Origin of the sequence: Mycobacterium sp. NPDC049093, assembly GCF_040704635.1 — a bacterium.
Classification (GTDB): Bacteria; Actinomycetota; Actinomycetes; order Mycobacteriales; family Mycobacteriaceae; genus Mycobacterium.
Genome location: NZ_JBEZJS010000002.1, coordinates 866,418 through 886,011, shown reverse-complemented (window position 1 = coordinate 886,011; position 19,594 = coordinate 866,418). Strand labels below are relative to the sequence as shown.

Annotated in this window: 15 protein-coding genes; 8 read left to right on the top strand and 7 right to left on the bottom strand. The window is 65.8% G+C overall.

The genetic code is table 11. The annotated features are described in order from the left end of the window. Window positions 1–52: 52 nt before the first annotated feature. Genes AB0876_RS09785 through AB0876_RS09775 form a run of 3 tightly spaced genes read left to right on the top strand, consistent with a single transcriptional unit; the run spans window position 53 to window position 5,104 of the window. Complete coding sequence (locus tag AB0876_RS09785; RefSeq protein WP_526041843.1) at window positions 53–1,033, top strand: hypothetical protein; 981 nt, start codon at window positions 53–55, stop codon at window positions 1,031–1,033. Continuing rightward, complete coding sequence (locus AB0876_RS09780) at window positions 1,030–2,505, top strand: hypothetical protein (protein ID WP_526041842.1); 1,476 nt, start codon at window positions 1,030–1,032, stop codon at window positions 2,503–2,505. The genes AB0876_RS09785 and AB0876_RS09780 overlap by 4 nt, the downstream gene beginning before the upstream one ends. Next, window positions 2,498–5,104: a hypothetical protein gene (locus AB0876_RS09775; protein WP_526041841.1), complete on the top strand. Its 2,607-nt coding sequence runs from the start codon at window positions 2,498–2,500 to the stop codon at window positions 5,102–5,104. Before AB0876_RS09780 ends, AB0876_RS09775 begins: the two co-directional genes overlap by 8 nt. Before the next feature lie 444 nt (window positions 5,105–5,548). On the opposite strand, the gene ligD is transcribed toward AB0876_RS09775, so the two are convergent. Both ligD and AB0876_RS09765 read right to left on the bottom strand, forming a co-directional pair. Then, window positions 5,549–6,595 (bottom strand): non-homologous end-joining DNA ligase, encoded by a 1,047-nt coding sequence (ligD, locus tag AB0876_RS09770; protein WP_526041840.1) that lies wholly within the window; start codon window positions 6,593–6,595, stop codon window positions 5,549–5,551. Window position 6,596: 1 nt separating this feature from the next. Further along, window positions 6,597–7,655 (bottom strand): ATP-dependent DNA ligase, encoded by a 1,059-nt coding sequence (locus AB0876_RS09765; RefSeq protein ID WP_526041839.1) that lies wholly within the window; start codon window positions 7,653–7,655, stop codon window positions 6,597–6,599. A 218-nt stretch (window positions 7,656–7,873) separates the two neighbouring features. On the opposite strand from AB0876_RS09765, the gene AB0876_RS09760 reads away from it, so the two are divergent. Next, window positions 7,874–8,947 carry an ATP-dependent DNA ligase gene (locus tag AB0876_RS09760; protein WP_526041838.1) on the top strand — a complete coding sequence of 358 codons (1,074 nt, stop codon included), beginning with the start codon at window positions 7,874–7,876 and terminating at the stop codon, window positions 8,945–8,947. On the opposite strand, the gene AB0876_RS09755 is transcribed toward AB0876_RS09760, so the two are convergent. From AB0876_RS09755 to AB0876_RS09745, 3 genes are all read right to left on the bottom strand, one after another. After that, window positions 8,944–9,798, bottom strand: a complete 855-nt coding sequence (locus tag AB0876_RS09755) for a hypothetical protein (RefSeq protein WP_491840125.1) — start codon at window positions 9,796–9,798, stop codon at window positions 8,944–8,946. The genes AB0876_RS09760 and AB0876_RS09755 overlap by 4 nt on opposite strands. 69 nt (window positions 9,799–9,867) lie before the next feature. Continuing rightward, the gene (locus AB0876_RS09750; RefSeq protein ID WP_526041837.1) at window positions 9,868–12,669 is read right to left on the bottom strand and encodes a helix-turn-helix transcriptional regulator; all 2,802 of its coding nucleotides are present in this window, start codon (window positions 12,667–12,669) and stop codon (window positions 9,868–9,870) included. 91 nt (window positions 12,670–12,760) lie between these two features. Then, window positions 12,761–14,062: a carboxylesterase family protein gene (locus AB0876_RS09745; protein ID WP_526041836.1), complete on the bottom strand. Its 1,302-nt coding sequence runs from the start codon at window positions 14,060–14,062 to the stop codon at window positions 12,761–12,763. Window positions 14,063–14,112: 50 nt separating this feature from the next. Between AB0876_RS09745 and AB0876_RS09740 the strand changes: the two genes are divergently transcribed. From AB0876_RS09740 to AB0876_RS09725, 4 genes are all read left to right on the top strand, one after another. Next, a complete protein-coding gene (locus AB0876_RS09740; protein WP_526041835.1) occupies window positions 14,113–14,481 on the top strand; it encodes a hypothetical protein in 369 nt (122 codons plus the stop codon). Window positions 14,482–14,494: 13 nt separating this feature from the next. Continuing rightward, window positions 14,495–15,376, top strand: coding sequence for a tRNA glutamyl-Q(34) synthetase GluQRS (gluQRS, locus tag AB0876_RS09735; RefSeq protein ID WP_526041834.1), 882 nt, complete (start codon window positions 14,495–14,497; stop codon window positions 15,374–15,376). Window positions 15,377–15,471: 95 nt separating this feature from the next. Next, window positions 15,472–16,890 carry an ABC transporter permease subunit gene (locus AB0876_RS09730; RefSeq protein WP_526041942.1) on the top strand — a complete coding sequence of 473 codons (1,419 nt, stop codon included), beginning with the start codon at window positions 15,472–15,474 and terminating at the stop codon, window positions 16,888–16,890. Beyond that, window positions 16,887–17,651, top strand: coding sequence for an amino acid ABC transporter ATP-binding protein (locus AB0876_RS09725; protein WP_526041833.1), 765 nt, complete (start codon window positions 16,887–16,889; stop codon window positions 17,649–17,651). Before AB0876_RS09730 ends, AB0876_RS09725 begins: the two co-directional genes overlap by 4 nt. Here the strand turns inward: AB0876_RS09725 and AB0876_RS09720 are convergent. After that, on the bottom strand, window positions 17,638–18,228 hold the full coding sequence (locus AB0876_RS09720) for a TetR/AcrR family transcriptional regulator (RefSeq protein ID WP_526041832.1): 591 nt from the start codon (window positions 18,226–18,228) through the stop codon (window positions 17,638–17,640). The genes AB0876_RS09725 and AB0876_RS09720 overlap by 14 nt on opposite strands. After that, on the bottom strand, window positions 18,225–19,574 hold the full coding sequence (gene hpnE, locus AB0876_RS09715) for a hydroxysqualene dehydroxylase HpnE (RefSeq protein ID WP_526041831.1): 1,350 nt from the start codon (window positions 19,572–19,574) through the stop codon (window positions 18,225–18,227). The genes AB0876_RS09720 and hpnE overlap by 4 nt, the downstream gene beginning before the upstream one ends. Window positions 19,575–19,594 lie beyond the last annotated feature (20 nt).

The window sequence follows — 19,594 nt, the reverse complement described above, 5'->3', positions numbered from 1 at the left end:
TTCCGGCTTTGCGCACTGCCGGTGAATCTGGCTGAGGCAAAAGGGGGAGAGATTGGCTAGGCTGTCATTTCAGCAGCTCGAAAGTCAGCGCTCGATATTCTTACTTCGTTTGCGCACCTTGAGTGTTCCCGAAACCCGCCTTCAACGACATGCAACAAATGAACTGCAGAAGCGGCTCGACAAGTGGCTGGGTAACGCACTCCCCCCACTGAGCCGCTTCGCCGACATGAATTGTCGGCCGTCGTTGCCAGTGAAGGTAACCACGGATCAGACAGAACTTCTCATCGTCAAAGTCATTGGAGGAGGCGACGATTTCGGAGAGTTCGGTGTCACCCCAAGCGGCGCAGTGTACGTAGTTGAACCAGACACCGGGGATCGCGTGTTCGTCACCGGATTGTCCGCAGTGCTCGATGAGGCGACGGATGTCTTCCGCTCTTTCAACGCTGGAGGAGGACAGTTCTTCGAGCGGGACGGTCTCTTCATTGCCGATGATGGCACCGACTTCCTTTCGGCCGTGGTCGCGCGCGATAAGACAGACGCCACATCCCGAAGGCCGCGTAAGAAGAGCCTATGGCAACAAGTCATCGCTGTGCTGCCATGGGTTCATGAGGAGCCTATCGCTGAACCTCGCAGCACTCCGACACGACAATCGTCACCATCACCGGTATCAGACCTCGACCGGCCGATCTATCAGTTGCATGTTGATTTTGATACGGGCCGCTGGCCGGAGACAGGCGTCCTCCGAAAAATGGGCTACAAAGTCGGAAGGAACGGTCTGCCTACAGCAGCGCGACGTGAGATCTTGAATCAAGTACTGAGTGTTGAACTCGTTGCGGGCTCGGACGACGTTGAAAGCTACATTCGCGGGTGGGGTGCCCCCGGCAGCAGCGATCGAGTCACCAAGGCCTACAACGCTATTGCGACCTTATCCCGAAACGCGCAGCGCCGCAGCGCCGATTACTCGGAAGCTATCGCAGACTGGGAATCCGACCTCGACTGGATAGTGCGCACGTATGGGTCGGCGAGTCGATGACGACAACGATCGTCGGGCCGACCTGGAGTGTGCGAGGGAGCGAAACATCGGGCGGCCGGTTTCCGCTTCAGGTCGAGCAGGCCGTTTCCAACCGGGTGGCGTATCTCGCCCCCGGCGTTACCACGGTGACTCCCCACGCGCGTTACTTTGCGCTACATGGCCTGGTGGCCAGCGAGTGCGCCAGCCGTTCCCTGTCCGTGCCGGACGCACAAGATCTGATGCGCCGCTGCGAAGTCGTCATGGCGGCCGTCAGCGCTCTCGACAGCGCCCCACGCCCCAGCGTTTATGCCCGTCCGCACGGAGCCGGAAAACTGCAAGCCGTCATCAGCGGTGCCGACCTTGATGTGGCTACCTTGTCGACACCAGGTACGACCGGCTACTCCCTGGCTAAGTGGGGCTTCTGGGGTGCTTACGCCGGTTCCGAAACCTCTCTTGGAATCCTGCGACGTGGCAGATCGCCGACACCCGGCAAGCGATACAACGACGCCTCCGCTCGACATGCATTGGGATCGATCCTCGCACTTGCAGAACAACCGTGTCTATCGGCCACAACCCTTGCCGGCGCCGCAAACGAGCTGTCTTTGTACAGGTGCGCGACCAACCCCGACGGGCCATGGCTGGCGGCTCTGTTCTGTGGCGGTGAGGGCAAACCAAATCAACTTCGTCGCAGCACGTTGCAGCTGATCGCACGCGTCTTCGACACCCACCCGGTGGAGGCACTGGACCGGGACGTCAGCGCGGCGCTGATGTTCGGACAGTTTGTGTCCACCGACCCCCTCGCAGTTTCTTCGCAGGTCGCGAACACATGGCGCGGTGTGCTTCTACGTAACTACAGCGTCGGGGCATGGCGCAGGTTGTGGGCATGGCTCGTGGACCAGATCTACGACCAGAAGGCTGCAACAATCGAGACGCTCGCCAGCGTCTTTGCAGATCACCTTCCGGACGGCACGGTTGCTGATCTTGTCGCTGGAATCCCTGAATTGTTCGATGTGAGTGGCAACCCGGCCCCTGTCGAACCCGCGTTGCGCACAACCGATTGTCCTATCCCGCATCGCGAACTGCAGGTACTCGCTGCTGGCGCCGGTCGCGTCGACCGGCTTGACGGCGCCACGGCAACCGCATTTGGCCGATCTCACGCCGACGATCTGACACCCGCCTGGGTCCGACACCGACTCACCGATTCTGCGACCCAGTCCCTTCGCGACTTCGGCATCCAACTGGTGCGCGACGTAATGGCAAAGAGCCAGCGAGTCGCTATGAGTAAGACCGTGATCCGCGAAGACGGCACGCTATGGATTCCGTCCCGCTTACACCAGCGCGGCGAGGAACTGATCGCTATCGCGCGTGAAGGTTCGGGCGACGTTGGTACACGCCTACTGCAGTTAGCGGTTAATGCCGCCGCCTGCGGAGTCTTCGACGTCAGCGGACCAACCTGGCGTGTCACCGATCAGGGGAGAGACCTTCTTGACTGATCCGGCTTCACAACTCATCGCTTCACCGCTAACGCTGATCAAACGGGCCGCCGACGTGGACCGGACGGCCACCGACGTCGGTCGCTACGAAGAAGCGTTGCTCCTCTCTTACACAGCTGATTTCGGGTTTCTCGATACTGTCGCAGTCCCACTTCTGCGGTCTATCGGAGCGCGGGTAACTGCGGTCGGTGATGTCAACATGGCCAGTTTCGACCCCAGGACCGCACCGCGGGCAGGGCAAGGCTTCAATCCGGCCTACGCGCACTGCCCAGGAGCATTTCACCCGAAGCTCCTCGTTCTGGCCAGTAACACGAACACCCGTATCGCCATCGGCTCAGGCAATTCCACCATGGCGGGCTGGTCATACAATCACGAACTATGGACAGTCGCGTCAGGTTCGCCTGCCGCGAGCCCTGCGCTGTCGGCGCAACTTGCGGACTGGCTGGATCTTCTGCCCGCGGCCGTCCGCTTCTCGGCCGGCGTCGAGGACAGGCTGCACAACATCGCAGCACTGTTGCGGAGCGCCCACGCCAGTTCTGGGCGGTCAGACAACGAGCCCACATTGGTATCGAGCCTCGAAGTACCCATCATCGACCAACTCCCCTATGGCCCAGTTGACGAGTTATGTTTGTTCGCACCGTTCTTCGACGCAGATGGCGCCGCCTTGGCTCGCCTCATCGAGCGATTCCAGCCAGCCAGCGTCACGGTCACCGTTCAACCGACAATGGGTAGCTTCGATGGCACCGCATTACTCGCTGTACTCGGCGGCGTCGAGGCACGCGCGCTTCTCGACAACGACCCGCGCTACCGGCACGGGAAGCTAATCGAGTGGTCACGTGGTGAACGACGCTGGGCGCTGACGGGCAGCGCCAATATTTCCCGATCCGCTCTGCTTCGGGCCCAAATCGACGGCGGCAACTGCGAACTTGGCATAGTCACCGAGATTTCGACTTCACTCATGCCGTTCGACACCACTCAACCGACCACCGCGGAGATTAGACAAATCACAATCAGCCGCGCTCCGTCGGTAGTTGAACCCTACGCCCGCCTGCTCGGGGCCCATCTGGTGGAAGATGGCTTGCGCGTGCAACTCGTCGAACCGCTAAGCGAAGCCGCCGGCGTGCAGTACCTGAACCCCGGGGCCACGCAATGGATCCCGATCGCAGCAGCACCAGCGCACCACGACGTCTTCGTTGTTCCCGAGTCGTTGGCTCCGGGCACCCGATTGCGCCTCGCCAGCACCGGAGACCACGCCGAGTTCAGCAACGTCGTGGTCGTCGTCGACTTGGCAGCGACCACTAGTCGGCGCTCAGACGTGTCAACGGAGCAGTCGCGATATCAGCCCTCAAGTATCTTCGTCGGTGACCTCCTCACCCGCTTTTTGGAGGATCTGCAGGCGTTGCGCGCCGACCTGAAATCAGTAACCGTGCCTGACACCGCCGCACACTCTGTCGCGGTCAATCCCGCCGATTCCGATGGAACATCCGAGGTCGAGGCGTACGCGCAGCGGGTCGGGTTGCCGATGGTGGACTTCGCACTCGGCGCAGAAACTGAGGAGCCCGCCTACGCTACCGACGGCGAGTGGGCTCAGCTCGACGACGACGATGCCGATACCGACCTCGAGGAGCTAACCGCCGCCGAAGAGGTCCTCGACGACCGTAGTCCGATTGCGAATCTGGCGACTGCGGCAACCGAGAACCCCCGACGCTATCGGCGATGGGCGGACAGCGGCGTAAGCATGATGCCTGCGCTGACAGCCACCGGGCGACTCGCCGTTGTGCGCCTCATCATCTGGATGATGGCCGCGCGCGTCTGGGAGGACGACGACATCGACAGTGTCCTGTTGCTCGCTCGGGCGTTGACCTCTTTGGCCTCCGAGCCGACTCCGATCGAAATCGAAGCCAGCGCAGGCAGTCTCGGCGCCGTCGCCTTGGCCATCCTGGACCGGAAAGTCGACCAACGGCACGGCACCGCAGCATCGCTCGCAGTACGGAAAGCTCGTGACGAAATCGGTTACCTGTTGCCCGCTCTGGACTCCGACCGCGTTTCGGCATACTTGCGCTATCTCAGCAGCGCCGAGGTAGTCACCGGTCTCGGATTTACCTTGGAGGTCGACGACATTATCGAGATAGCCGACCAAGTGGTTCAGGACGACGATATCGCTGACGCCCTGGCCCGGCTTCTCGACGCTGGCCGGGACGCCTACCGACCATCGCCGTCGACGCTGCACATATCTGCTACCACCACTCGCCCTGACCTCGTAGCCCTGGAAGCGATCAGTTACGCAGAAAAGACCGACATGATGGCCGCATGGTGTTCCACACCAACCAAATGGGCACTCGTGCTTTGGAGACGACCAGATTTCATCGTGGTCAATGGCACAGCTAGCGGACCGCCCAAATGGCAACACTTCAGGACTGCGCGTGTAACGCTGAGGGCAGTGGTGCACGGCGAGCGGTCGCATTCCGACGCCGATCGTATTTATGGCTTGGCAGAGCGAGTGCCCCACACGCCGTGGGTCATGCCGGTGCCGCTTGGGCTGGAGATCCTCTCCGCACTCGGATTACCGGATCTCACCCCTCCATCGCAGCAAGCCTGATCCCACTGAGTCGACCTCGGTCAGGCCCGCTGTCAGTTCCTCGATCGAGCCACCAGACGTTTGTACGGAACCAAGACAGGCGCATCTGGTCGCGTAGTTCTAGCGCAATCGTCATACGTCAATCATCCTGCCGCCCGAGTGGCTCCTCGGCAAATGCTGTCGGTGCGGACCGGACATGCCATGTCCGATTGTCGATGAACCCCCAAAGAACTGGAACCCGGCCGTCGAATCTGCCTGTTCGACTGCGTCCTGCGTCAACCGACTACGCTACCGCAACAAGAGGCCGAGTCAGGTACGCGCAAATGTCGCGTCTGCTTCATCTAATACGATGGTGCACAACGAAACTCACGAACCGCTCAGGGCTCTCGTCCAACTCGGCGGATTCGAACTTGCCCATGGTGAACAACGGACCTTTCCCGATGCGACCTAGTGTCGCGGTCAGAGTCAGGACCGGCGGTTGCCGTCCTCGTCCCAGTTCTTGGCGACTTTCTTGCTGGGCTGCACCCGCGGCGGCTCACCGGGCATCTTGGGATAGCTCGGCGGGTACGGCAGGTCACCGAGACCGCATTCCTCGTCGGCGGCTACCAGGTCCAACAGGGGCTGTAGCGACTGCTTCTTCTTGTCGATGTCCGCCCAGGGATCCTCGCGTCCGGCAAGGAAATCCGGCACGGTGGCGATCGTGTAGTCGTCGGGGTTGGCGGTGCGCAGTTCGTCCCAGGACAACGGGGTCGAGACCGTCGCGATCGGGGTCTTGCGGGCCGAATACGGCGAGGCAAACGTGCGGTCGCGGGCATTCTGGTTGTAGTCGATGAACAGCCGCTCGCCACGCTCTTCCTTCCACCACGACGTGGTCACCGCATCGGGGGCCCGCCGTTCCACCTCACGGGCCAACGCGATTCCGGCGCGGCGCACCGCGATGAAATCCCAGTCGGTCTTGATCCGCAGGAAGATGTGCACGCCGCGACCGCCCGAGGTTTTGGGATAGCCGACCAGGCCCAGCTCGTCGAGCAGCGGCTTGAGCACATCGCAGGCCACCGCGGCGGCCTCGGCGAATCCGGTGCCCGGTTGCGGGTCGAGGTCGATGCGCAACTCGTCGGGATGCTCGGTGTCCGGGCAGCGAACCTGCCACGGGTGCAACGTGATCGTGCCCATCTGCGCGGCCCACGCGATCGACGCCGGATGGGTCACCTTGAGGGCGTCGGCGGTGCGGCCGGACGGGAAGGTGACGACGCAGGTCTCCAGGTATTCGGGATGCTTCTGCGGCACCCGCTTCTGGTAGATCTCCTCCCCCTCGATGCCGTCGGGGAACCGCTGCAGATGCGTGGGCCGGTCTCTGAGCAGCGTGACCATACGGTCGGCGACGAACAGGTAGTACTCCATCAGCTTGCCCTTGGTGCCGTCCTTGCCGAGCTTCGGGTAGTACACCTTGTCCGGGTTGGTGAACCGGACCTTGATTCCGTCGACATCGAGTTCGGTTGCGGGGGTTGCCATCTCAACTGTCTCCCTCGAGGACGTCGTACAGGTCGTAGTTCAGCGGCACATCGAGCTGGTCGAATGTGCAGCTCGACGGTTCCCGGTCCGGGCGCCAGCGCATGAACTTCACCGCATGCCGGAAGCGGCGACCGTTCTCGGTGTTGCCCTCCATCTGGTCATACGCCACCTCGCAGACGCGCTCCGGGCGCACCGGGATCCAGCGCTTGTCGGCGGCCGAGTTCCAGCGGCTGGGGTCACCCTCGCGGACTTCGTCACCCTCCCGCAGCGGCTCCAGGTCGGCCAGCAGCTTGATCCGGTCCTTGACGCTGAACGAGGCTGCGCCACCGACCATCTGCAGCTCGCCATCAGATCGGTAGAGGCCCAGCAGGATCGAGCCGACGCCCTCCCCGCTCTTGTGGATGCGGTAACCGATGGCCACGCAGTCGGCGTCGCGGTGATGCTTGACCTTCACCATCTCCCGCTTGCCCGGCAGGTAGGGGCCGTCGAGCTTCTTGGCGATCACCCCGTCGAGCCCGGCTCCCTCGAAGGTCTGCAACCACTGCGCGCCGAGTTCGGGATCCGTGGTGGTCCGCGTGACATGGCACCACTTCTTGGACTTGACGCCCTCGATCAGCGCCTCCCGGCGCACCCGGAACGGCTCGGCGAGCAACGACCGGTCACCGGTGGCCAGCGCATCGAATCCGATGAAGTGTGCCGGGGTCTGTTCGGCGAGCATCCGCACCCTCGATTCGGCGGGGTGGATGCGCTGCGACAACGACTCCCAGTCCAGGCGGACCCGGCCGTCGATCTCGCGGGGCACCACCACCTCACCATCGAGGACACAACGGTCGGCGAGTTCGTCACGCAGCGCGTCGAGTAGTTCGGGGAAGTAGCGCCCGAGTTCCTTTCCGCTGCGCGACTGCAACACCACCTCGTCGCCGTCCCGGAAGGCCAGTGCGCGGAAGCCGTCCCATTTCGGCTCGTATGACCACGCCCCGGCCTCGTCGGGCACCTTCGCCTGGGCTTTGGCGAGCATCGGTTCGATCGGCGGCACTACGGGTAGGTCCACGGGCTCCATCCTGGTTCATCGGGGCGTCACGGATCTAGACCGCCGCGCCGCGGCGAACTCATCGCGCGGACACCGGCGGCGGGTGGGACCAGCCGTGCTCTGCTTGACGCATACCCGATGAGGCCGCCTGAAACCCAGTACTCCCGCTCTTGTCTCGCGGCTCGGCCGGACTGTGTCGCGCATACTGAGTAGCCACAATCCACCCAATCCACACCAGGTCCGGATCCATGCTGCTACCCGTGATGCCGCCCGTCTCACCGATGCTGGCCAAGCCCGCAACGGCGATTCCACCGGACGCGTCCTACGAACCGAAGTGGGACGGCTTCCGGGCGTTGGTGTTCCGCGACGGCGACGAGGTCGAGTTGGGCAGCCGTAACGAGCGGCCGATGACCCGCTACTTCCCCGAACTGGTCGAGGCCGCGAAAGCCGAGCTGCCGCCGCGGTGCGTCGTCGACGGCGAGATAGTCCTGCCGACCGAGCAAGGCCTGGACTTCGAGGCACTCCAACTGCGTCTGCACCCGGCGGCTTCCCGGGTGCGTCTGTTGGCCGAACAGACCCCGGCCAGCTTCATCGCCTTCGACCTGCTCGCCCTCGGAGACGACGACCTCACCGGCCGACCGTTCAGTGAACGCCGCGCCGCCCTGGTCGGCGCGCTGGGTTCCGGCCCGGCCTTTCATGTCACCCCGGCCACCACCGACATGGTGACCGCGCGGCGCTGGTTCGACGAATTCGAGGGGGCCGGGCTCGACGGATTGATCGCCAAACCCCTGACGCTCACCTATCAGCCCGACAAACGGGTCATGGTGAAGATCAAGCACCAGCGGACCGCCGACTGCGTGGTCGCCGGCTATCGGCTCCACAAGTCAGGGCCGGATGCGATCGGGTCGCTGCTGCTGGGGCTCTACACCGATGACGGCGAGCTGGCATCCGTCGGCGTCATCGGCGCCCTCCCGATGGCGCGACGCCGGGCCCTGTTCACCGAATTGCAACCCCTGGTCACCAGTTTCGAGAACCATCCATGGAACTGGGCCGCCCAGGTGGCCGCCGACCCGGACCTCGCGCGTAGGTACGGCGGCGGCTCACGTTGGAACGCCGGCAAGGACCTGTCTTTCGTGCCGTTGCGGCCCGAACGCGTCGTCGAGGTCCGTTATGACCACATGGAGGGTAGGCGCTTCCGGCACACCGCCCAGTTCAACCGCTGGCGGCCCGACCGGGACCCACGCTCGTGCACCTACGCCCAACTGGAACAGCCCGTCACCTTCGGGCTCAACGACATCGTCCCGGGCCTGCTCTCCAGCTAGTAATGGTCCGCCGGCTGCAGCCAGGTGGCGAGATTACGCACGTAATCCTTGAACACGCCCAGACGGGAAGGATCGGCCCCGATCTGCCGGCCGGGCCGGTCGGTGACGAACGAAGGCGCCCCATGCGCCAGATCCCAGTTGTAGTCGGCGAAGTGGTGGAACGTCGACTCGGCAACGGCCCGCCCCATCGGTCTGCCCTCCGGTGTGCGCTCACCGTCGAGTGCCACCGCGAGATTGAACTGTCGGCCGGTCGCGGTGCTGCGGCCCTGAGCCACCACCGTCGCGAACGGCACGCCGGCCGAGACCGCACCCTCATGGGGGTGCGCCGGGAACCACTCGATGCGACCGGTGACGGTCCGGGACGTGCGTAGCAGCTGGTGCACCGGCTCCCCGGCGAGCACCGGCTGGTAGTCGCCGTTGGCGCCCGAGTGATAGTTGGGCCAAGAGATGTCGGGATTGTCCTGGTCGTCGCACCGCGTCAGCGGGTCCAAGCTGGCGTCGTGGAACTCGTTGACCTGCCCCAACGAGCCCAGTCCCTTCAGGCAGCTGCCCAGGTTCTGATGATCACGGGCGGTGAGCACCCCGCCTCCGAGTCCGCGGAACCGGCCGATCGCCGCGCATTCTTCGGGTGTCAGACCGTTGCCGACGTCGACGGCCATCAACCACAGTTGATCGAACCCGAGCTCGTCGAGATGGCTGAGCACCGGGTCCTGCCCGGCATGTTCGGTGCGGTTACGGGCCAGCACCTCGTGGCCGTCCGCGCGCAGCTCAGCCGCCAGCATCGAGAATCGGCTGACATCCCAGTCGTCGGGATTCTCGGTGATCGTGGTCTGCAACAAAATTGTCGCCATTTGGTGAGCTTCGTTGTTGGAAGGACCCTTGGGACCCTTGAAAACCCGTGGTCTTGGAGCGAGTGCGGTTCAGCTACTCCACGACACGGTGCGGAGCTGCCGGCGTGACCGGACACCGAGCTTGACGAAGACCTTGCGCAGGTGCCATTCGACGGTGTGGGTGCTGATGAACAACTGTGCGCCGATCTCCTGATTGGTCAGCCCGTCACGGGCCAAACCGGCGATCTGCGCCTCCTGGGCGGTCAGCACGTCGCCCGAGGCCATCGGCTGTTTGCGCACCTTCTCACCGGTGGCGGTCAGCTCACGCCGGGCCCGCTCGGCGAACCCGGTGGCGCCCATCTTGGTGAACATCTCGTAGGCGGTGTTGAGATGCTCACGGGCACTGGTGCGTTGCTTCTGGCGACGTAGCCATTCCCCGTAGCGGAGATGGGTCCGCGCCAGCTGCACCCCGATCCGAGTGCGACTGAGCCGCTCGACGGACTCTTTGAACAGCACGTCGGCCTCGGTGTCGTCGGCGACGACAGCCCGGGCCGCGGCCAATACGCCCAGCCCCCAATCGGTTCCGCTGGACTCCGTACATCTTTCCAACCGCCGCACTGCGTCCTCGGCGACATCCCGCTCGCCGACCCGCATGGCGGCCTCGACCAGTTCGATCAGGGTCCAGCAGTAGAACCCGACGTCGTGGAATTCGCACGTCTGTTTGGCAGCTGTCAGGGCCTCCTCGTAGCGACCCAAGCCGTTGTAGAGCACTGCGGCGGCGTAGCCCGCCGCCCCGAGCAGTCGGCCCTCGCCCTTGGCGGTCCCCTCGGCCATACCAGCCTCGATGAGGTCGCCGGCCTCGGTGAGATCGCCGCGCCAGGCCGCCAATTCCACCTTGTGGTACTTCATCGGACGGTGACCGATCGCCTCCGAGATGGAGTCGGCCTCCTCCATAAGCCTTGCAGCTGTGACGAATTCACCTTTATGTGTCTGGACACCGGCGTGGTAGGCGATCGCCGGCGGAAGGATGGCCAACGCGCCGGTGGCGCGGGCGTAGCCGATCATGTCGGTGGCCAGCCGGTCGACCAGCTCGTCGTCCCAGATCTCATGGGCAGCGGATTCGTGCACGATCGGGAAGGCCAATGCCAACCAACGAAACGCCCGGCCGTCGTGGCGCCGGGTGTGTTCACTCCACAGCTCCAGCGCGGTGCGCAGAGGCTCGACCGCCGCGGGCAGTCCATCGGTGATCAGGTTCGCCATGCCGATGAGGAGTAGATCGATGGGCCCAGACGGTGCCTCGACCTTTTCGACCGCGGCGCGCGCTGCCTCGGCGGCCACGACGAGGGCCTCCGGTTGACTGCGCGAAGCAAACATCGCGGCGGCCAGCGCCTCCATGTAGGTCTCGCGCGCCAACTCGTCGTCGAGATTTTCCAACCGCTTGGCGGCGTCGAGCAGCAATCCGGCCGCATGCCGGACCGGTGGCGCACCCGGCAGTCCACCCCGGCTGCGGGTGAACTCCATCTGCGCCCGCAGCCTGCCCACCTGTGCCCGCTGGAGCTCGGTCAGCGGATTCAGTTCAGCCAGGGACAGCAGCTCATAGGCGGATTCAGGGGCAGCCGCCTCACGTTTGGCCTCGGCGGCCGCGATCGCCCGGGAGCTGCGCAGGGCCGGATCGGCCGACAGGATCGCCGCCCGCTCGAGGAAAGTCGCCGCGGCGGCGATCCCGCCCCGGCTCTGCGCCCGCCAGGCCGAGGCTTCCAGTTCGGCTGCCACTGCGTCGTCGGGACCGGCCGCGGCGTTTGCCGCATGCCAGGCCCGGCGGTCGGGATCGAGCTCGGGATCAGTGGCAACAGACAAGGCGCGGTGCACTTCCCGGCGGTCGGCCACGTCCGCCGCCCGATAGGCCGCCGACCGGACCAACGGGTGGTGAAACCGCATGCGGGGGCCGAACTCGATCACCCCGGCAGCCTCGGCCGGCGCCAGCGCATCCATGCCGATCCCCAAGTACCCCGCGGCACGGGAGAACACCACCGGATCACCGACCGGATCCGCCGCCGCGAGCAGTGCCAACCGACGAGTGTCCGCAGGCAGCGATTGGATTCGGCGGACGAAGCCCTCCTCCACCTGCCCGACGGATGGCCGCGTGCCCACGATCCAAAAGCCGCCGGCGCGCTCCGCGGCCGAGACATTTCGCGGCACTTCCAACAGCGCCAGCGGATTACCGCGGCTTTCGGCGATGAGCCGGTCACGGACCCGCTCATCGAGCCGCCCCAGAACCACCGAGTCCAGCAGGTCCCTGGCATCACTGTCCGAAAGCCCTTCGAGCCGCAGCTCGGGCAGGTCGGGCAGGATGTCCACGGCGGCGCCGGCGTGACTGTCCCGGACGGCGAACACCATGACGACCGGCTCCGCCAACAATCGCCGCGCAACGAAACCCAGCGTCTGTACCGACACCTGATCGAGCCACTGCGCATCGTCGATCACACACAGCAGCGGCTTCCGGTCAGCCGCGGCAGCCAACAGACTGAGCACCGCCAGACCGACCAGAAAACGGTCAGGCACCGGGCCGACGCCACGACCGAAAGCCACCGAGAGCGCGTCGCGCTGCGGTTCGGGGAGCTTGTCGAGATGATCCAGCAGCGGTGCACACAGGTGGTGCAATCCGGCGAAGGCAAGTTCCATGTCGGATTCGACCCCGGCCACCTGGGTCACCCGGAACCCCGGCGCGTGTTCGACGACGTAGTCCAGCAGGGCGGTCTTCCCGACTCCCGCCTCGCCGCGCACCACCAGCACCGCGCTGCCGCCCGAACGGCCACCCGAGACCAGGGTTCGAAGGGCCGCGCATTCGCTGACGCGTCCACGTAGAGACGGGACTGCGCCCATAATCGCCATCACACCACCGAGTCCGAATTTTGCCGAAACTTTATCAAGGCAGGCCAGGCACGGCCTCCCCGGCAAGGTGCATCCCGGGCCGGCTGCTGAACTAGCCGAACCGCAGTGCCGGTGTGGGCAGCGATTCGACGCCACGGTGCGCGAATTGCGTCCAGCGAGTGCGCATTTCGGCGGAAAGCTGGTTGTCGATCGCACGCTGCGGGCCGAGCATGGGGGCATCCGCCCAGGACTGCGGTGAGCCGAACAGGAACGGCAACTCCATGCAGTGGCAGGCGCCCAGCGGCGCGCTGGCCGGTATCCAGTCGAAACGATAAGTACCGATCCGGCCGCCGTGGGATCGCCAGGCCTGCGCCAAACGTTCGGCGGGGCCCGAGAACGCCTGCTTCGTGACCGCCTTCGAACCGGCCCGGACGGCGAGCCGGCCGAGGGCAGGCACCCGGTTGAGTCTGGCCACCCGCGGATCCATCGCGACGAACGGCGCCGCGTCGTCCTTGGTGTAGCCGATCAGGAGCTCGATGCGGCGCGCGGCAGCGGCGATGGCCCCGGGCACGTCTGCGGGTGCCGGCAGCGGGCCCCGGCCGAGCCGCGGCGCGAACGCCAGACCGCCCAGCAGACCGAAGCCCTGTGCGGCGGCAACGGCGGCAGCTTCTGCGGCAAGCAGCTTTTCCACGCTGGCCTCGGCCGGGTCGGCTCCGGCGAGCGAGCCGGCCATCGCCGCGCCCATGGCATGAGCCATGTCGTCGCGCCCCTCGTCCAGCTCCAGCGGGGCGCTCTGCAGGATCGCGCGGTGGAACAACCCGGCCGCCTCCTCGCACAGCATCAGCGACATGACCGAATGTGCACCCGCGGACTGACCGAACGCGGTGACATTGGCAGCGTCCCCGCCGAACGCCGCGATGTTGTCCTGCACCCAGCGCAGCGCCAGGATCTGGTCGCGCAGTCCGAGGTTGTCCGCGCCGGCCCCGGGCGGCGACAGGTAGCCGAAGATGCCGAGCCGGTAGCTCACGTTGACCACCACCACGTTGCCCGCACGGACCAGGGCACCGGGGTCGTACTTGGCAGACTCACCGCTGCCTGCGACGTACGCACCGCCGTGAAACCACACCATGACGGGTAACCGGTGCGCATCGGCCGGAGCCGTGACGGTCAGCACGAGACAGTTCTCGTTCATCGACAAGCCCGCGAGTGCGTCGCCGGTCACCCAGCCCAGACGCGACGGCCGCTGCGGGCAGGCCGGACCCGGTTGCGTCGCGTCGCGAACCCCCGACCAGGCCGCGGGCGGTTCGGACACGGCGAACCGCTTCGCGGTGCCGTAGCGCACGCCGCGTGCGCGGACCAGTCCGTCCTCGCGTTCAACCTGGATGGTGCCGCCGGTGATGTGTCGCTCGCGCACGAGGCCAACGCTAGCGTTTACCGCCGCCCGCAGCCGGGCATGCCAACAGCATGTCTGTAACCGCATTTCAGGATCTGCCACTGGCCGACCGGGACCGGGAGTGGGACGGCGATGCCGCCGACAAACGGGTCCGCAAGTGGGCCGGTGCAGAGGACGAACCCAACGAGAAATACCGCGACGCGCACGTCTGGTACGACAAGGAGGCGAAGGACAACTTCATCGGCTACAAGTTGCTGATCGCCGACGTCGTCGGTGGCAAGCTGGAGGTCGTACCTCGCGGCGTGATGGCTGCCGGCGGGATCGTGGACGGCGCCCGCGGCGGCGTCGATCTCCCGAAGGACGACATCGGCCGAGTGAAAAGCCACCTCGCGAAGTACTACGAGAAGATGGGCGAGACAGCGCCCTGGGACCGCGATTAGCTAGATTGCGGGCGTGAGCCCAACCCCCGCCGGGCGGTTCGCGCCGAGCCCGTCGGCCGACCTGCACATCGGCAACCTGCGCACCGCGGTGCTGGCCTGGTTGTTCGCCCGGTCCACCGGGCGGCGGTTCCTGCTGCGCGTCGAGGATCTCGACGACCGCACTTTTCCCGAGATCGGACAAAGCCAGGTGGCCGACCTGGCCGCGATCGGACTGACCTGGGACGAACCGGTGCAATGGCAGACGGCCCACGAGGAACGCTACGACGCGGTGATCGGGGGCCTGTTCGAGCGTGGGCTGCTGTACGAATGCTATTGCAGCCGAAGGGATATCGCCCAGGCACCGCGAGCCCCGCACGCCCCCGAAGGGGCGTATCCGGGCACCTGCCGAGACCTCAGCGACGCCGAACGCGCCGAACGTCGCGCCGAGACCGGACGCCCACCCGCGCTGCGCCTGCGCACGGACACCTTCGTCGGCACCGTCACCGACCTGCTGCACGGCAGCTACACGGGAATCATCGACGACTTCGTGGTGCGCCGCGGTGACGGGGTGCCCGCCTACAACCTCGCCGTCGTGGTCGACGATTCCACAGGCGGCGTCGACCAGGTGGTGCGCGGCGACGACCTGTTGAGTTCGTCTCCACGGCAGGCCTATCTGGCGCGGCTGCTCGGGTACCCGGAGCCGGTCTACGCCCATGTCCCGCTGGTGCTCAACGAGGACGGTGCCCGGCTGGCAAAACGCGACGGCGCGGCCACCCTGGCCGAGATCGGCGTCGAGCGGGCGCTGGAGCAGATCAGTGCGTCGCTGGGGTGGCCGCCGCTCGACGTCGACGGCATGCTCGACCGGTTCGACCCGACCGCTCTGCCGCGGCATCCGTGGATATATCAGCCGGGCTGAGCAGAAGCCTGCCGAATCGGGCGTGCCCCTGTTAGCGTCCGGCCGTGCGCTCCCGACGAATTCCGCTGCTGGGCCTCCTGCTGATCGTCGCGGTGATGCTGGCCGCCTGCGGCGGGAAAGCCGGCAATACCGATGAACCGCTGAAATCGTCCGGCGTGCTGCGCGTGGGCACCGAAGGCGTGTACTCCCCCTTCAGCTACCACGACACCGGCACCGGACAACTCGTCGGCTACGACGTCGACGTCGCTCGCGCGGTCGGCGACAAACTCGGCGTCAGAGTGGAATTCGTCGAAACGCCGTGGGATTCGATCTTCGCCGCACTGGAGGCCAACCGGTTCGACGTGGTGGCCAACGAGGTGACGATCACGCCGGAACGTCAGGCCAAATACGACCTGTCCCAGCCTTACTCGATCGGCGAGGGCGTCATCGTCACCCGCGCCGACGACAACTCGATCAAGTCGCTGGCGGATCTGAAGGGCAAGGTCGCCGCCGAGAACGCCACCAGCAACTGGTCGGAGATCGCCCGCAAGGCCGGGGCGCGCGTGGAAGCGGTCGAAGGGTTCACCCAGGCCATCAAGCTCCTCAACCAGGGCCGCGTCGACGTCGTGGTCAACGACAGCATCGCCGTCTACGCGTATCTGGCCGAGACCAACGACACGTCGGTGAAGATCGCGGGCACCGTCGGCGAGAAGAGCGAACAGGGCTTCGCCGCACGCAAGGACAGCGGCCTGCTGCCCGAACTCAACACCGCACTCGACGAGTTGCGGGCCGACGGCACGCTGGCCACCATCTCGCAGAAGTACCTCAAGGCCAACGCGTCGGGGGCGCCCGAAGGCGGCGCGCCTGCGCCCCGCTCCACCTGGCAGTTGATCGCCGACAACTTGTGGCCGCTGGCCAAAGCGGCTCTGACGATGACCATTCCGCTGACGATCATCAGCTTCGCCATCGGGCTCGTCATCGCGCTGGCGGTGGCGCTGGCCCGGCTGTCGCCGAATGTGGTGCTGAGCAACATCGCCCGGTTCTACATTTCGATCATCCGCGGCACCCCACTGCTGGTGCAGTTGTTCATCGTGTTCTTCGCCCTTCCTGAGTTCGGGGTGAAGATCGACCCGTTCCCTGCCGCAGTGATCGCGTTCAGCCTCAACGTCGGCGGCTATGCGGCCGAGATCATCCGCTCGGCGATCCAGAGCATCCCGAAGGGGCAGTGGGAAGCCGCCGAGACGATCGGGCTGAACTACACCGGCACGCTGCGGCGCATCGTCCTGCCCCAGGCCGCCCGGGTCGCGGTCCCGCCGTTGTCGAACACGTTGATCTCCCTGGTCAAAGACACCTCGCTGGCGTCGACGATTCTGGTCACCGAACTGCTGCGGCAGGCCCAGATCATCGCGGCGCCCACGTTCGAGTTCTTCGCTCTCTACGGCACGGCCGCGATCTACTACTGGGTGATCTGCCTGGTGCTGTCGTTCGGCCAGAGTCGCCTGGAACGCCGACTGGAAAGGCACGTTGCGCGATGACCACAGAAGGCGAAGACCGAATCGTCGCCACCGACGTGCACAAGGCGTTCGGCGACTTCCAGGTGCTCAAGGGTGTGTCGTTCACCGTGCCGCGCGGCACTGCGACCACCGTCATCGGTCCGTCGGGTTCCGGTAAGACCACGCTGTTGCGCACGCTGAACGCCCTCGATGTCGCGGACTCCGGGGTGATCCGGGTCGGCGACACCGAACTCGACTTCTCCAAGCCGGTACCCAAGGACCAGCTACGCCGCTACCGGGCGCAGAGCGGCTTTGTGTTCCAGTCCCACAACCTGTTTCCGCACAAGACCGTCCTTCAGAACGTCACCGAGGGCCCGCTGATCGTGCAGAAGCGCCCGCGTGAGGAGGTGCTGGCCGAGGCGACCGAGCTGCTGGGCCAGGTGGGGCTGGCCGACCAGCGCGACAAGTACCCGTATCAGCTCTCGGGCGGCCAGCAGCAGCGCGTCGGCATCGCCCGGGCGCTCGCGTTGAAACCCAAAGTGGTGCTGTTCGACGAACCGACCTCGGCACTGGACCCCGAGCTGGTCGGCGAGGTGCTCGCGGTGATCCGGGACCTGGCCGTCGAAGGTTGGACGCTCGTGATCGTCACGCACGAAATCCAGTTCGCCCGGCAGGTTTCCGATCAGGTGCTGTTCACCGACCGCGGCGTGATCCTCGAACAGGGCCCGCCTGCCGCGGTGATCGGCGACCCCAAGGAAGAGCGCACCCGCCAGTTCCTGCAGCGGATCCTCAACCCGCTGTAGCCTTTCGCATGGTGGCCACCGCCCACGCGGAGAGGGACCGCAGGTGGTCCAGCACCTCGTCGTCGGGATGACCGACCGGATCGTCGAGGTGTATCCGGGCGAGTTCCTCGATGGCCGACAACAGAATTCGCACCGTGGTGGCATCCGGGTCGATATCCACCCCTGCCGCGAGCGAAAGCGGACGGACCGCGACCTTCCTGGCGTAGGCGCGACCCAGTTCGATGCGCTCTCGCAGCGCCGGAGGAGCGCCGTCGGGTGGTCGCAGGATGATGCGCCAACTCGCGGGTGCCGCATGCAGGTAGGCCAGAATGCCCCTGCCCAACTGCTCCGGATCGAGGTCGGGTCGGTCTACGGAGCCCATTCCCGCGAACGCGACCGCCGACTCACGGTCCAGCAGCGCGGTGGTCAGACCCGCCAGATCGGTGAACTGCTGGTAGACAACCGTTCTGGTGACGCCTGTCCGGCTCGCAACCTGCTCGATGGTCAATGCGGGGTAGCCGTCCTCGGCCACGATGTCACGGGCCGCGTCGAGCAGCTGCGCCCTGCGCTCGGCGCCGCTGAGCCGGCGTCGCGTCATTGCCGGAGTTCCAGCAACAGGTCCACGGCCTTCGCGGCGCTCTGCACAGCGCTCTCCATGGTCGCCGACCAGTCGGTGGCGGTCCAGTCGCCGGCGAGCACCAACGAGGGAACCGAGGTCCGTTGCGACGGGCGAAGCGCGTCGGTTCCCACCACCTGTGAAAAGGTCGCCTTGGGCATCTTGACCACCTGAGCCTGAACCACGTTCGCCTCCCGCGCCGCCGGGTAGTACCGGCGCAGCAGCGCCAGCTGCTCGTCGACGATCTCGTCGTTGCTCTTGTGGATCTGCTCGTAGGCGCCACTGGTGGTCAGGCAGTACAGCCAGGCCCGTTCGGTGTTGCGGCCGTGCATGATCTGGCGGTCGAATACCTCGTCGATCACCCCGGTTCCGCCGATCAACCCCTCGAACGCCGATTCGGTACCCAACGGCCGGTCCAGATACAGGTTGGTGCTGACGATCGGGGTGTAGCCGAGTTTGTCTGCCGCGGCATAGATCTCGGGATGCTCGGGCAGATCGTCGAGTAGTCCGCCGATGTTCGAGTTGGGCACTGCGCAGACGACGGCGTCGGCGGGGATCTGCGAGCCGTCGGACAGCGTGACGCCGGTGACCCTGCCCTCGTCGATCACGATCTTTCGCGCCACCGAGCGGTAGCGGACGTCGACCCCACGCTCCTCGAACACTTTCAACGCCCCGGCGATGTAGAGCGTGTCGAGATCCACCGTGGGGTAGCCGATGGTGACCGGGGTGCGGTGTTTGACCCCGAGCCGGAAACCGGTGGCCATCACGTTGGCGAACACCTTGGCGGATTCGCGGTCAACCGGCTCGGCCGCAATACCCAGGGCCAACCAGTCCCACAGGGCTTCCCGCGCCGGAGCCGGCATGCCGACCCGCTCGAACCACTGCTCCGTGGTGAGGTCGGCCAGGTCGGCAGGTTGGTGCAGGGCCTGCCAACCCAATCGCACGGTCGCACGGGCCGCACGCAACCGGTCGCCCCAGCTCGCGTCGGGATGGACCCCGAGCAGGGTGCGTATCGCACCGGCGCCGGTGGTCTGCATGGTGACCTTGCGCCCGTCGGGCCAGCGCAGCGTCGAGCTTCTCGGAAACTCGATGAACTGCCTGGTACCCACACTGGTGAGATAGCGCCACAGGTGCTCATATCCACTGGCGACCACGTGCTGGCCGTTGTCAGGTGTGTCGTCGGCGCTTTCGGCGCGCATGGCGTGGGTGCGACCGCCGAGTTGACCTCGACGTTCCAACAGGGTGACGTTCTTTCCGGCTTCGCTCAGCCACACCGCGGCGGCCAGTCCGGCCAGTCCACCGCCGATCACCACGTAGCGTCCACTCACGTCGCAGCCCCTCCGCCGAT